Here is a 14,347-nt window from a genome sequence, read left to right as displayed (position 1 = left end):
GCTTGAAACCTTTCGCTTTTACCATTCGTCTAACATAAGGAAATTCTACTCTTCTAAAAAAATCATTTTCATAAAGTTGGTGGGCTTCATGGATTCTAACAAAAAGGCGCAATCGCGGTTTGATTATCAATTAGCATTTATTATATTTCTACTATTTTGCGCGAGCTGCGTGGCCATTTACGGAGCGCAAATGACTTCAGGGCAATATGCGGTAAACTTTATTTTTAAGCAAATTGCCTTCTATGCAGCCAGCTGTCTTATTGCCGGAGTTGTCATGCTGTTCGATTCAGAACAAATTCAAAAAATGACATGGTATTTATACGGTTTTGGGATATTTCTTCTATTTTTGTTAATGATTTCACCGGCAAAAATTGCTAAAGAAATAAATGGCGCTAAAGCATGGTTTACTCTTCCCGGTTTTTCGTTTCAACCTTCAGAAATCATGAAAGTTTTCTTAATCATTGCTTTGAGCCATATTATTTGCAAGCATCATCAAAAGTATTTGCATCGAACCATTCAAACCGATCTCATTTTGTTATGTAAAATGGGTGTGACGACAGCAGTACCGGTATTGTTCGTTATACTGCAGCCTGACTTTGGGACTGCGCTTGTCATGTTTGCCATTTTAGCCGGCCTTATTCTTGTTTCAGGTATATCTTGGCGGATTCTTACATTAGGGTTTCTCATCGTAACCCTCTTTGCTGCAACAATTTTTTATCTTGTATTGCGAATGCCTGAATTTCTTGCCAAATATTTAGGTGTCAAGCAATATCAGTTCGGCCGGATTTATGCATGGTTAAATCCCGAAGGATATAAAAGCGCTGAAGGCTATCATTTGCTCAATTCTCTAAAAGCTATCGGATCTGGACAAATTTTCGGAAAAGGGGTTGGGCATGGACAAGTATATATCCCTGAAAACCACACCGACTTTATATTCAGTGTGATTGGGGAGCAATTTGGATTTATCGGCACTAGTATTGTCATTAGTTTATTTTTCTTATTAATCTATCACATCATTAAAGTGTCAATTGAAACAACTGAACCGTTTAACAGCTATCTTTGTACTGGCGTCATCAGCTTGTTTGTCTTCCATGTATTTCAAAATGTCGGCATGACGATTGGCCTTCTGCCGATTACAGGTATACCGCTTCCTTTTATCAGCTATGGAGGAAGCTCCCTTATTGGCAGCATGATGGCGATCGGATTGATTTTCAGTATCCGATGGCACCATCGTGTATCTATGTTTTCAAAAGAATAGGTGTCCAATAAAGTTGGACACCTTTTTTGTTTTGTTTAAAAAACAGTTTGTATTAGCATGAATTTTTCTCGCCTATGGAAGGCAGAGCCAGCAGCTTTCTGTATCACTCATATCTTAACGATTCGATTGGATCCAATCTTGCCGCCTTGTTTGCCGGCAATAGTCCAAAGAGAATCCCAATAAACATGGAGAACAACAGTCCGCCGACGACAACCTGCCATGATACTAATGATGGCCAACCGGCAAAAATGGAAATAATGGATGCAATTCCTGCACCTAATAAAATCCCTAAAGTTCCCCCAATTAATGTTAATGTCATCGATTCAATTAAAAATTGCAGCAAAATTTGGCTTCTTGTTGCCCCTAGCGCTTTACGGATCCCGATTTCCCTCGTTCTCTCGGTGACGGAGACGAGCATGATGTTCATGACACCGATGCCGCCAACTACGAGGGAAATTCCGGCTATGCTTCCGATAATCATGGTCATAATACGGGTAATTTGGCCGATGGATTCTGCAATTTCTTCAAAATTCACCACTTGATACGAATCTTCTGTTTGATGCATGTCGTTTAGCAATTGCTCAGCTTTTTCCCCTGCAGCTTTGATTTCGTCTGCACTAACTGCTTCAAGCGTTACTTGCGTATAATTCGTTTGGCCGAAAGCATTTCGATAGGCCGTCCATGGAGTGTAAATTTCCGACATGCCAAAGGCAAAAATTCCTGTCGGTTTTTCAAGTATGCCGATAATTTCAAACGGCTGATTCGATACCCAAACGACCTCGCCAATCGGATTTTGACTTTTAAATAAATCTTTTGCTAGTTGGTCGCTAATAATCGCAACACGCCTGCCGCCTAAAAAATCCGCTTCCGTAAACAGGCGGCCTTTATGAATGTTTAATTGATTGACATCCATATATGCCGCATTGATCCCATAAACCGTGGCATCGATTGTTTCTTCTCTATACCTTGTTTGATAAGAACTTGTCGTGGAAGCAACAACCTGTTTGACTTCAGGAATCCCCTTCAGCGCTTCAACATCTTCTTGTGTAAACGGATCCACTAGCATTGCGTTCGGATTTGCTTTCAACTCTTCTTCACTTGGTTGATAATACACTTCTATCGTATTGCTGCTGCCTGCAATTTGGGCTTTTAAGGCTTGTTCGCCCCCTTGGCCGATTGCTACAACTAGAATAACAGATCCGACTCCGATAATTATTCCTAGCATTGTCAAAATTGAACGGAGCTTATGGGCAAGGATGGAGGAAAACGCCATCCGAAAATTTTCCATCAAATTCATAATGTGCTCCCCCGTCCCAAATCTTCTTGTAAAATTTCTCCATCTCTTACTACAATCGTACGCTTAGCAAATTGAGCCACTTCATGTTCATGCGTTACGACAATGATGGTTGTCCCTTCTTTATTTAACATTGTAAATTGTTCCATAATTGCTTCGCTTGTTTTCGTATCCAATGCTCCAGTCGGTTCATCTGCCAATATGAGCTTTGGATTATTCACAATGGCTCGAGCTATTGCCACCCGTTGTTTTTGGCCTCCCGATAATTCGTTTGGCATATGCTGAATTCTATCGCCAAGCCCCACCTTTATTAAAGCCTGTTTAGCGAGTTCATCCCGCTGTTTTTTTCCAATACCGGCGTATATCATTGGCAGTTCAACATTTTTTAAGGCGCTCAACCGAGGCAGGAGATGAAACTGCTGAAAAACAAAACCGATTTTCTTGTTACGTATTTTCGCAAGTTCTTGGTCATTAAGGGACGAAATATCTTTACCTTCAAAATAGTAAGCTCCTGATGTCGGCCGGTCCAAACAGCCAATAATATTCATGAGAGTTGATTTTCCGGAACCGGATGGCCCCATAATGGCCACAAATTCCCCCTGCCGAATTTCTAGATTGATGCTTTTGAGCACATCCATCGTTTCTTTACCGTTTCTATAAGATTTCGTCACATCTTCCAGCTTGATCATTTGATTGTCACTTCCACACCGGCTTTAATTTCATCAGATGGCTCACGAACAATTTCGTCATCCTTTGTTAAACCGCTCGTTACCTCAATATATTCATCGGTTGAAGTACCGGTTTTAATTTCTTTTCTTGTTATTATTCCGTTTTTCACTACATAAACATATTGTTGATCATCATCTTGTTGAACAGCGGTAAGAGGAATAACATTCGCTTTTTTTCTTTCCGTTTCAATTTCCATAATCAATTTAAAGCCAGGTTTCACAGGGATGTTCTGATCTTCGACAAGAACTTCCACTGGATACTGGACAGCCTCATTTCCTGTTTCTGTCATCTCACTGCTTTGTTGAGGCAAAATGCCAATTTTCAATACTTTCCCTTTCCATTTTGCATCAGGTACAACATCAGATTTTAAAACTACAGACTGACCTTCTTTAATTTTTAAAGAATCGTATTCAGAAATGACCCCTTCCACTTTCATTTTGTTTAAACTGCCAATATGTATGAGCGGTTTCACATTTTCGCCCATTGCTACTGATGCATCTTCATCTACGGTAATCACAATTCCATCAACTTCGCTTTTTACTTCAAGTTCTGAAATTTTCTTTTCTACTGTTTCCTTTTGAATCTTCTGTTGTTTAAGCTCAAGATTTGTCATCTTTTTATCCATTTGCAGCTGATTTTTTTCATTTTCTATTTGCTTTTCTGCTTCTTCTTTACCGACTTGTTTCTTCAATTCTTCTTCTTTTTTCTTCAGATCATCCAACTGCTCATTGATTTGATCTAGTTTGATATAGCTTTGTTCAATCGAAAGCTTGGCCTGTTCCTTTTCAAGCTCTAATTGTTCGTTTTCATAAATGACGAGAGGTGCTCCTTTTTTTATTTTGTCCCCTTCTTTGACAAGGATTTTTTTGATCTTTCCTCTTTCAGCATCATAATAAATTTTTTGTTCATTCATTAATTGAAGAGTACCGGGAATCATAACATTCCCGGTAATTTCTTTTTGCTCCAATTTGACTGTTTCTACAGTCGGATTTTCCTTCGATGCAGCACGAAAAATACTGATCCCAACAAATAAAGCGATGATAACTGCTACTCCTACACCGATCAAAACTTTCTTTCTCATACTATTACTATGCCCCCACTAATGATTGTGTTGCTCCAGATAATGTCAATAGCAGACTACCAAGAATGAATAAAACGATTGAAATAGTCCATGATGCACCTTTTGACAGTTGACCTACATGATGAAGCCCAAAAGCGGTCAATATTGTTCCCCAAATTCCAAAAATTTCGATAGATGACAAAAATGATCCAAGCGCCCCTTCAGCTCCTACAATACTGTTTAAACTAGTAAATACTTGATTAGTGATGTCTCCTCCACCGACAAAATATAAAATAATCGCATTTAACAGTGTTCCTATTGAAGTAACAAGAGAAATAAAAACGGTCATTGAAAACATTTGTTTAAAACGAATTTGTTTTCCGGCAATTTTTACAATGGCAAAAAGAATGAGTGCCGAAATCAATAGTGTAATAAGTCCGCCAATGATACCAGACACAAGTGCACCGACTGTTGTAAATGCGCCGACGTAAGCTGCTCCTTCTGCACCTAATTCCTCTTCCACGATGCTATAGTCGACTGATAACACTGAAAGGTAAGCTGCCAAAGATGAAATAATAATGACAATAATTAATGGAAGCAATACTTTTGGCTGTTGTTTGATCCGCTCAAGCGTCTCAATCGGACTTGTCACAATCCCTAACAACGACGGTTTATCCACTTTTTCATTTGAATGCTGAATGTTCAGTTGCTCACTCATTAAAGTCATCTCCTCCATTATAATGATTATTTTCAATTTATTTTACGAGATTGATAAGAATGAAGTTTCACATTTTTTGAATTTCTTACAAATATTTTGAAAAACTTCCCTTAACATGATGAAAAGACCGCAGAAATACATTCTACGGTCTTTTACAGGTTATTAACTCTTTGGTTATCATTTTGTCCGCATGTTGTTTAGCTCTAATTTGCTCCTGCTTGCCGCGTTTTTTTAAAACGGAGTTTGGGTTTGCTGTGCTGATTGCTGATTTTGCTGACGCACTTCATTAACGTTTGTTTGGTTCGCTTGTCCGCTTAACGGATTGAAGCTGAAGCCGGATGATTGCTGCGTTTGATATTGGTTCGGTATTTGCTGTGCTGATTGCTGGTTTTGCTGGCGCACTTCATTGACATTCGTTTGGCTTGCTTGTCCGCTTAACGGATTGAAGCTGAAGCCGGATGATTGCTGCGATTGATACTGATTCGGTATTTGCTGTGCTGATTGCTGATTTTGCTGGCGCACTTCATTGATGTTCGTTTGGCTCGCTTGTCCGCTTAACGGATTAAAGCTGAAGCCGGATGATTGCTGCGATTGATACTGGTTCGGTATTTGCTGTGCTGATTGCTGATTTTGCTGGCGCACTTCATTGATGTTCGTTTGGCTCGCTTGTCCGCTTAACGGATTGAAGCTGAAGCCGGATGCTTGACTTTGATATTGATTTTGCGGTTGTTGAGCTTGGTATACTGCTTGATACTGGTTTTTCGGTTGATAATTTTGCAGCTGCTGTGCTTGACTATGAAGCGACTGAGCCAAATTTTCAATTTGCTGCAAATTTTGCACCGCATTTTGTTCCTTTTGTCCAAATGCTTGTGTCTGTTGTGCTGTAAATTGATTTGAGCTAAATGCTTGATTAGCGTTTTGCTGTTCTTGCTGTTTCAGTACTTTGGCAATTTGTTGAATCTGCTGCAATGCTTGCTGCGCTTGATTTACATACGATTGAATGCGTTGCGGCACTCTTTTTCCCTCCTTATCATTTAAATTCATTTTATTTTTTTGTAATCACCTAATTTTTATTCATAAAAAAATGTGCTTTACATCACAATTCACCATTTTTTCACAATCAAGATTCCTAGGTTCTGGTAAAATATTGGTATATAGATGGTTTCCTTCTTGAAAGGAGGTTTTATAATGGTCAAACAAGTGGCGGATCCATTCTTAACCGATCCATTGAGTGCTTTGCATGAATATTTCGACGGAATCATAAACGTGAGGGAAGGGACATATCTTTTTCAAGAAGGCATGGAGGTTCATGAATTATATTGCATCCAATCCGGCTTGGTGCAAATAAGCAAAACAACTTCAGATGGAAGAGAATTGGCGCTAAAGATCTGCAAAAAAGGCGACCTTATTGGTGAATTTTCTATTTTTTCAAATGACCCGAAGCACATATTTAACGCAAAAGTTTTGGAAAACAGTTCTATTTATTTCATAAAAAAAGAACGATTAGAATGCAAACTGTTTGAAAATCCGCATCTTAGCCTTTCGTTCCTAAAATGGATGAGCGAGCAATATCAAATTACTCAAACAAAATTCCGCGATTTGATTTTAAACGGGAAGAAAGGTGCCTTATACTCCACACTCATACGAATGGCGAACACCTATGGAGTAGAAACTGAAAATGGCATTCTCATCAATATCGACATGACCAATCAGGAGCTTGCGAATTTTTGCGGAGCGACTAGAGAAAGCATCAATCGAATGTTGAGCAATTTGCGGAAAAAAGGCGTAATTTCTTTTCAAAATAAAAAAATCACCATTCATGATCTTCAATATTTAAAAGATGAAATCAATTGTGAAAATTGCCCCGTTTCCTACTGCCGAATTGATTAAATTGTAAAAACATCTTATATGCGCCTTGTCTTTCAGAGATGGATCCGGAACTTTAAACTGGCAAATCGCCAGTTTTCTTTATTTATTTTTCATTTAACAAAGATCTAGTCGTGCATATATTCTGTCAAGTAAAACAATGAAAATAGGGAATACTATGCCGGGACAATGATTCGATCGCAGGACAGGCATTTTTTAAAGCGGCTAAGGCTAAAAAAATGAGAACCTGTTCGATCGTTTCGGGGTGTGCTTCATATAAGTGTCTTTAATCTTTTCCTTCAAATGAAAGGTTCCTGATTTGAGGTTTTGTTTTTTCTTTGCCATTAAAAACCCCCATCCCAGGCAGACTCTTTACACATCATATGAAATGCATCTGTTTTTTTTGTCTACCTGAGTAGGGGATACCAAATGGAATTTAACTCAAAATTTGCACTTGATTCCTGCAAATTTTAGAATTTCCATATGAAACTTTTATTATGAATACAAAAGCACAACCGGTGCCATTCCCATGCAGGAAAATGTCCGTACCTTTAGTGCCTTCATTATTTAATGCCGATATCGATCTCTCCAATCATCATTAATGACTGGATCGATAAAAGAAGTTGATGATGAATCATAGGATTTCGCAGTTCCTGCTGAATAATGCTTTCGATTTTGCTCACCCTGTAACGCAATCCGCTGATGGATAACGCCAAATCTGCCGCTGTCTGTTCCAAATTGCCTCCATTGACTAGAAAGATGTACAATGTTCGCAAGAACTCGATATTTTTTGGATCATCCAGTTTTAAGTTTCCAAGGCAAGCTTTGGCCATTTTTTTTACCTCTTGTTCATTCTTTTCATTAATCAGCACACCAACAACCCCTAACGATTCAAACGAAATGATTTGTTGGTGCTTCGATGATACCCTGACCGCTGTAAGTGCTTCTTTATATGCTTCCCCGGCATTTGACACATTGTTTACTTTGGAGCTGATTCCCCCGTAAAATTTAATAGTAGAGAATTGTGAAGATAGTAAATCAACGATTTTTGACAGCCATGTTTGTATACCTGTTTTGGCAACTTGATCTTCTGTTACCAGCAAAATAAGATGTTTTGCACGCTGGCCAATCAACATGTTTTGTTTTTGATCTTTGTCGTAAGCGGAAAGAAAACTTAAAACTTCTTTTTGCATTTCCAGCTCTTTCGATAAATCATCTTCTTGAAACCGGCAATCCAGCACACAGATATAAAAAGGCTTGGATAAATCCACTCCTATTAAACTAGCTTTCATGATTAAGTCGTGATCATTGCTTTGTTGTCCCGCATTAATGATTTCCTCTAAAAAAAATCCTTTAATCCGTTCATACGATTCTAGCTTTGCTTTTTCATTGAGCAAGCATACCGAGCTGACAGAGGCCAGCCGCTCTAAAATCATAGGAGAAATTGAGGCGTTATATTGATGCAAATCGCGATAAACAAACGAACAATATCCTACAATTTTGTTTTGCAAAAATATTGGTGTCATCAGGCGATCATGATGGCGCAAATGAAGAAGTTGTGTTGATGTGACGATGGCTTGAGGCTGGCAAAAAGGATTTTTTCCTACATAGTCAATAAGTTCGTTTTTATATTGTTCTAATTCATTGGAAGTAATCCCAGCATAGGCCATCGGATGAAGGTGCAGGTTCTCAATTAAAACTGGGATATTCGTCGATTGAAACACTTGACGAACTACGGAGTCTAAATTGTTTCCTTTAATGATTTCCTCAGTGAGCTTCTTATGAACATCCGTCACAAATTTTAAATTATTCCGTTCTTCTAAAAGTTTTTCGTATGTTGCCGCCAGCTCTTCTACGATTGGGGACTCTTCAAGATAGCACAGCTCTTGTTCCGCTTCTTCTCCCTATCGATCCACCGTTTGGCCGATCCAATGGCATTCTTCTTTTCCCATACCTTGACAAGCAATTTCTTTGAAAATCGTCTTTTCTCCGACAATTTCTGAAACGAAACCGCTGGCATAACCAGAAAGGGTAAAGCAAACTGGGATGGATGATGTCTCAAAATGGCGCACATGTTCTTCTGCTTCATAGGAATGACACCAATATCCTTCCATTCTGACTTGATATTTTCCATTTTCCCTTCTGACTTCTAAAAAAGTACATCTCGCTTTCACATGACCTTTCATCGTATGCAGCTTTGGGCCATCTTGAATGTACTCCTCTACTGTACAGTTTGCATGATTCATCAATTCTTTCGCGTCTTGTCTACCTAGATTCCATCCATACCGAAACAAAAAACCTTTCATCCGTTCAAATCCCATGTCGCGAATTAAATCTCTGCGCAATAATCCGAGCGCATTTGTCGCCACAATCATCGAGCGGGACTTCCCCATATAAATGTAACCGTTATCAAAATTTAATTCCAGCTGATCTAATGCCGATCTTTTTTTGTTCATATGTTACCACCTTAGCTTTATTCAACAAGATCACCAATCAAGTGGCTGAGCGGATACGTTTTGCAAGCCAATACATAACCTTGCTGCCGCTCCTCATCCGAAAGAGCTCCTTTCGAACACAATCCAATTTTGTATTCTCCCTTTTGGATTTTGACTTTGCACATTCCGCATCCTCCATTTGCACATCCATAAGGAATTTTTACTTGATGAGATCTCGCAGCTTTTAATAAATCAACGCTCTCTCCGCAAGAAAAAATTTCTCCGCCTATATGAATTTGATATACCATTATTATCTCCCTCCCAACATGATAATTTTTTCTATTATTCAAGCATGCTCTACAGCATAACGTTATGCGCCATTTTGCACCTGCTTTTACTAGCGCTGGCGAAAAGAAACAAAAATGCATAGCATTGATCGCATCGTTGATGAACATAACATCATGGCTATCCGACACCTATAAGCATAATAAATATTTTTGCTTAAGGTATGTTTTCTTCTTCACGACCAATGCCGCAGTTCTTGAAAGCGTCGAACGGAGTTCTTAATCACGCAACATGTTCCCCATTCATAAACAATTAACTTTCTACTTTTGTATCTGCCGATTTCATCCCTCTTTTTCATGCTCTCTTCGTTTTTTCACAGATTCTCCAGCAATTCCCCAATGTTCTAGAGGCATTTCTTGAATCATGATGCGGACATTTTCTTTCGGCGCATCCAATACTTTGCACACCGTCTCCGTTAATTCATAGATAAGTGTCTCCTTTTTTTCCGGAGAACGACCTTCTAACAAGTGAACTTGAATGAAAGGCATACGTTTTGACTCTCCTTTCCAAAGATAAAAAGGCTTCAACCGAACGAAAGAAGTTCAGGCTTATGGAGAAAACGTTTTGCTATTGCATCGGCTAACTCTCGCTTAGACGATTTCTACCATTGCACTGATTCCTGGTCACGAGAAAGTTTGTTATTGTTCAAATAATGGACCCTGACACTCTAGCACCGCAACCGTCGAAATAATGGCACCATTCCTTTAAAAAACTATAAAGATGAAGCATACATCTGATCCAACATTTTTCGTAAATCGTTCTTTTAACATGATGCGGGAAGACAGCCGCTAAAGTAAGAAAATGCGATGCCGGCTGCAAAAAATTTCAAATCGCTTTTAGTGCAGGCTGTCTTTCTAGGTAAAGCGTCAATGATTGAAATGTACAACAACCGTAACTGTTGTGTTGTACTAGGCATATTCGCAATGCTGTCTGGCTTTCAAAAAAGCGAATCATAACCTTGTTTTTTGATAAAAACATAAAAATATTCTTATATTTCATTGTGAAAAAAATGCAAAAGCAAAGAATGAAAGCTGTCTCGATATTCCACTTGCGTCCAATGGCTGCATTGTCCGTAAATCATCATTTTTACCCGCGGAAGATGTTTGGCAAAATAATAATTTGTCTCGACAGGAACGATCGGATCATTCAGCCCGTGAACGAGTAAAACTTGTTGTTGTATGCGGCGCAAAGTGGCGCTTGGCAAAACAAGATCATCTACTATCTGCTGGCGAAGCGGAGGAAACATTGCTTCATAGGAACGGCGCACGGCAGGATTCATTGCGGCCTCAAAGCGCATTTTACTAATGCTGTCAAGATTGTCTTTAATAAAGCTTTCATCATAAGCAAACCAGCGAATGATTTGCGCCATTGCCTCTGCGGATGGATCCTCATAAAACCCCCAAACGCGGTCAAGTTCTGGAGTCAATCGAAACGGAGCACCCGCCGAGCCCATTAACACAACGCGATCAATTCGTTCAGGCGCCTCGGCCAATAAATGAAGAGCAACAGCCCCGCCTAAAGAATTTCCCACTAAATGAACGTTTTTCACCTCCAATTCATCCAAAAGGTCTTTAAGCTGATCCACCCATAACCTCATCCAAGTACGGATGCCTTTCGGAGGCGAAGGCGGATGTTCCGACATTCCAAAACCGATTAAGTCTGGCGCGATACAATCAAATCCCTTTTCCTTGAAAAAAGGGAGCGCATATTGCCAATTAGACCAAGCAGTTGCTCCAGGACCGGACCCATGGATAAAAAGAATCGCTTCATTATTTCCGATGCCGGTGCGGTAAAAATAAGTTTCATAGTCTCCGGTTTTGACACTGGTACTTGTCGCTTCTTGCAAACCAATTCCTCCCCTCTGGCACTGCTTTCGAATCATTTTCCAACACGTACTCCTGACACGAAATTAATTGACACAATTTTTAGAAAATACTAATTATCCCAATCGTAAACGGTATTTATTGTTTATACAACTCCATTGTTTCATAATAAGAAACAAAAGGAAAAAATAACAAATTTTTTCATACGTTTGTATTTCTAAAAACATGTTCCTTTAGATGTATCAAAATGAAACGTACTATTAAAGAAATCTCTGAAAAAAATTGGGCATGGAAACCGCATCAAAAGAACAATCCGTAAATTATGAATTCGCATGTCCGTATAAAAAGAAGCTGACCCCAAACATCGACTTCAAGCGATTTTCGGTCAGCCATCTGAAACATTTCTTTTTTAAGAATGCAAAATAAATAGCGAAGGGGCTGCAAACATCTCCTTACGTGTTTCCCGAATCAGAAGAGATGATCGAACCCCTTTAACAAGAATATTCTTGATCTTTGTATTTTTATGTTAGTGCTTTAGAGAATGATTCAATGAGTTCTCTTCGATGATAGAAAATACCTGTTCCAATTTTATCTTCCGTCCAAGTAATGGTCGGAAAGTCTGCATAGCTCATATAACCGCTTGTGTATGCTTCATTTCTATTGCCGGATGGATCAAAAAAGTAAACGGTAAGGCCTCGTGTAATGCCGTGTCTTGTTGGCGTCACTTCTGCTTGAACATTATTTTTGGTTAAAATATCTGCTGCCTTTAATACTTCATACCAGTTATCGACATAAAATCCTGCATGATGAAATTTCGCATCCGGTCCTTTCACGAATGCAAGATCGTGACCTTTGTTCGTCACTGACATAAAGCTTCCGACTAAATCTTCTCCATCTACCGTAACGATTTTCTCGGTTTGTCTAAAACCGAGCACTTCTGTAAAGAAGCGGGTTGCTGTTTTTAAATCATCGCCTGTTAAAAGAGCGTGATCCAATCGATGCGGAGCAATTCCTTTTAGTCCATCCGGCCATGGATCTGGGTTTAGATTCCCAGTTTTTGTCCCTACTTGTTCTATTTCCGTATACAGCTCCATATGATGGCCTGTTGGAAGCTGAAAACGAACCGCTTCTCCTTCTGCTAATCTAGTACCTTTGGAAATTCGGGAAAGTTTGCAGCCAAATTGCTCAATTTTATATTCTAATTTTTCCAGCTCGTAAATATCTTTTACCTTAAATGCCATATGATCCATTCCAGCTGTATCGGATTTTTGCAAAATGATGCTGTGATGGTCATATTCGTCCCAAGCTTTTAAATATACTCGATTTTCCTCGCGTCCTGTCACTTCAAGCCCAATGACATTTGTGTAATATTTTACAGATTCTTCTAAATCCAACACCCGAAGCTCCAATCGCCCTAATCTTAAAATTTCGCTCATTTGAATCCTCCCTTTCATTGAAAAATCTTATTTTAATGAATTTGATCATCAGCTCTTTCCATTAAACCGTTTCCAATAAAGATAACGCAGCCTCGCAGCACAATCTGTCTTCTTCTTCTGAGCCGCCGCTGACCCCGATTCCTCCAGCTAAATCGTTTCCGTCATAAATCGGGTACCCTCCTCCAAAAACGACAAGCTTTTCTGTATGGACAATCCCAAGGCGCAAGCTCGGCTCATCTTTGATCATGTCATACCATTGATGGGTCGGAATCCCGAAAGCCGCTGCCGTATAGGCTTTATTTTGAGCAATTTGTATGCTTAAAAGAGGCGCCTCGTCCATCCGGAAAAACGATTTCAAATTTCCGCCTTGATCCACAATAGCAATGTTCACTTTCACTCCAAGTTCTTCAGCCTTTTGTACCGCTTTGTCAATCATTTTTTTCGCCAAGTCACTGCTGATGCTTTTTTGCTGTAAAAACGCCAACATTTCTTCCCCCTTTCCTAAAGTCAACACCGCTATCCTTTTGTAAATACTAGATTTTTCTCTTCCTTTTCTTCGATCTCTAATGTGAAATCGAAACTTCTGGCAATCCATTTTACTTTGACTCGAGAAATACTCCACACAGAAGATATGGATGGACCAAGCCAATAGATTTTTTTCTGCTTAGTAACAAGCACGCGTCCCTCAAACCACCCTTTTCCTATATCAATTGCCACGTCGTAGCATCCTTTTGGAGGAAGCATATAGTACCGATCCAAAATCAATTCATCTTTTGCATCAGTATGGATCATTTTTCCTTTTGTTTCGTAAAATTCTCCCAAGTAATCAGGAAGTTCTTCCATCAATCCTGATTGAATCTTATTTCGAATCAACGTAGAACTAATTTTTTCATCGTTTCGTTTGACATTTTCTACTTTCGTGACAGTGATTGAGTATCCGCTGTCTTCCTCCATCGTATCTAAACTTCCTTTTCCTTTTCGGCCGTACGTGAAGTCATATCCAGCTACTACATGCTTGATTTGCAGCGGAACTAAATATTTCTGGACAAATTCCTTCGGCTCAAGTCTTGCAAATTCCGATGTAAATCGTATTAAATAAAAGTAATCAATCTCTAAATGGGAAAACTTTTTTGCTTTTTCGGCAGGCGGGAGCAAATATTGGACACGTTTTCCCGTTTTGCCGATTATGTCTTTAGGGTGCGGAAAAAAGCTGATAACCGCTGTTTTTACCCCCATTTTTTCCGCCAAGTTTTTAGCGGTCTGAATGACTTTTTGATGTCCGAGATGAACGCCGTCAAAAAACCCTAGTGCAGCAACGACAGGACAAGAGGCAATAAGATCTAGATCATTTTGATGATCAATGATGATTGTTTTCAATGAAAT

15 protein-coding genes are annotated in these 14,347 nt (G+C 39.2%); 2 read left to right on the top strand and 13 right to left on the bottom strand.

Features of this window, described 5'->3' with window-relative positions:
* The first annotated feature begins 88 nt into the window (after window positions 1–88).
* Window positions 89–1,258: an FtsW/RodA/SpoVE family cell cycle protein gene (locus NSQ41_RS07810; RefSeq protein WP_339195358.1), complete on the top strand. Its 1,170-nt coding sequence runs from the start codon at window positions 89–91 to the stop codon at window positions 1,256–1,258.
* Window positions 1,259–1,361: 103 nt separating this feature from the next.
* On the opposite strand, the gene NSQ41_RS07805 is transcribed toward NSQ41_RS07810, so the two are convergent.
* The 5 genes from NSQ41_RS07805 to NSQ41_RS07785 form a co-directional block, all read right to left on the bottom strand.
* Window positions 1,362–2,555, bottom strand: a complete 1,194-nt coding sequence (locus NSQ41_RS07805; protein WP_339211372.1) for an ABC transporter permease — start codon at window positions 2,553–2,555, stop codon at window positions 1,362–1,364.
* Complete coding sequence (locus NSQ41_RS07800; RefSeq protein ID WP_339211370.1) at window positions 2,552–3,241, bottom strand: ABC transporter ATP-binding protein; 690 nt, start codon at window positions 3,239–3,241, stop codon at window positions 2,552–2,554. The genes NSQ41_RS07805 and NSQ41_RS07800 overlap by 4 nt, the downstream gene beginning before the upstream one ends.
* On the bottom strand, window positions 3,238–4,362 hold the full coding sequence (locus tag NSQ41_RS07795; protein WP_339211368.1) for an efflux RND transporter periplasmic adaptor subunit: 1,125 nt from the start codon (window positions 4,360–4,362) through the stop codon (window positions 3,238–3,240). The genes NSQ41_RS07800 and NSQ41_RS07795 overlap by 4 nt, the downstream gene beginning before the upstream one ends.
* A 7-nt stretch (window positions 4,363–4,369) precedes the next feature.
* Window positions 4,370–5,059 carry a Yip1 family protein gene (locus tag NSQ41_RS07790; protein ID WP_066248517.1) on the bottom strand — a complete coding sequence of 230 codons (690 nt, stop codon included), beginning with the start codon at window positions 5,057–5,059 and terminating at the stop codon, window positions 4,370–4,372.
* Between the two features lie 231 nt (window positions 5,060–5,290).
* Window positions 5,291–6,073 (bottom strand): hypothetical protein, encoded by a 783-nt coding sequence (locus NSQ41_RS07785; RefSeq protein WP_339211366.1) that lies wholly within the window; start codon window positions 6,071–6,073, stop codon window positions 5,291–5,293.
* 174 nt (window positions 6,074–6,247) lie between these two features.
* On the opposite strand from NSQ41_RS07785, the gene NSQ41_RS07780 reads away from it, so the two are divergent.
* A complete protein-coding gene (locus NSQ41_RS07780) occupies window positions 6,248–6,949 on the top strand; it encodes a Crp/Fnr family transcriptional regulator (protein WP_082829469.1) in 702 nt (233 codons plus the stop codon).
* A 539-nt stretch (window positions 6,950–7,488) separates the two neighbouring features.
* On the opposite strand, the gene NSQ41_RS07775 is transcribed toward NSQ41_RS07780, so the two are convergent.
* The 8 genes from NSQ41_RS07775 to NSQ41_RS07740 all read right to left on the bottom strand — a co-directional run bounded on the left by NSQ41_RS07775 (window position 7,489) and on the right by NSQ41_RS07740 (window position 14,341).
* Window positions 7,489–8,721 carry a helix-turn-helix domain-containing protein gene (locus tag NSQ41_RS07775; protein WP_339211364.1) on the bottom strand — a complete coding sequence of 411 codons (1,233 nt, stop codon included), beginning with the start codon at window positions 8,719–8,721 and terminating at the stop codon, window positions 7,489–7,491.
* 108 nt (window positions 8,722–8,829) lie between these two features.
* Window positions 8,830–9,381 (bottom strand): XylR N-terminal domain-containing protein, encoded by a 552-nt coding sequence (locus NSQ41_RS07770; RefSeq protein WP_339199748.1) that lies wholly within the window; start codon window positions 9,379–9,381, stop codon window positions 8,830–8,832.
* Window positions 9,382–9,398: 17 nt separating this feature from the next.
* On the bottom strand, window positions 9,399–9,668 hold the full coding sequence (locus NSQ41_RS07765) for a 2Fe-2S iron-sulfur cluster-binding protein (protein ID WP_063389622.1): 270 nt from the start codon (window positions 9,666–9,668) through the stop codon (window positions 9,399–9,401).
* Between the two features lie 318 nt (window positions 9,669–9,986).
* A complete protein-coding gene (locus tag NSQ41_RS07760) occupies window positions 9,987–10,193 on the bottom strand; it encodes a 4-oxalocrotonate tautomerase (RefSeq protein WP_130158872.1) in 207 nt (68 codons plus the stop codon).
* A gap of 500 nt (window positions 10,194–10,693) precedes the next feature.
* A complete protein-coding gene (locus NSQ41_RS07755) occupies window positions 10,694–11,587 on the bottom strand; it encodes an alpha/beta hydrolase (RefSeq protein ID WP_339211362.1) in 894 nt (297 codons plus the stop codon).
* 462 nt (window positions 11,588–12,049) lie between these two features.
* A complete protein-coding gene (locus NSQ41_RS07750; RefSeq protein ID WP_063389734.1) occupies window positions 12,050–12,964 on the bottom strand; it encodes a catechol 2,3-dioxygenase in 915 nt (304 codons plus the stop codon).
* A gap of 61 nt (window positions 12,965–13,025) precedes the next feature.
* Window positions 13,026–13,451: a heme-binding protein gene (locus tag NSQ41_RS07745; protein ID WP_199757352.1), complete on the bottom strand. Its 426-nt coding sequence runs from the start codon at window positions 13,449–13,451 to the stop codon at window positions 13,026–13,028.
* A 29-nt stretch (window positions 13,452–13,480) separates the two neighbouring features.
* Entirely contained in the window at window positions 13,481–14,341 is an 861-nt protein-coding gene (locus NSQ41_RS07740) for an FAD synthetase family protein (protein WP_339211360.1), read from the bottom strand.
* Window positions 14,342–14,347: the final 6 nt, after the last annotated feature.

The sequence above is a fragment of the Aeribacillus sp. FSL K6-8210 genome (assembly GCF_037963925.1).
GTDB classification, from domain to species: Bacteria; Bacillota; Bacilli; order Bacillales; family Aeribacillaceae; genus Aeribacillus; species Aeribacillus composti.
This window is presented reverse-complemented; position numbering and strand designations above follow the sequence as displayed.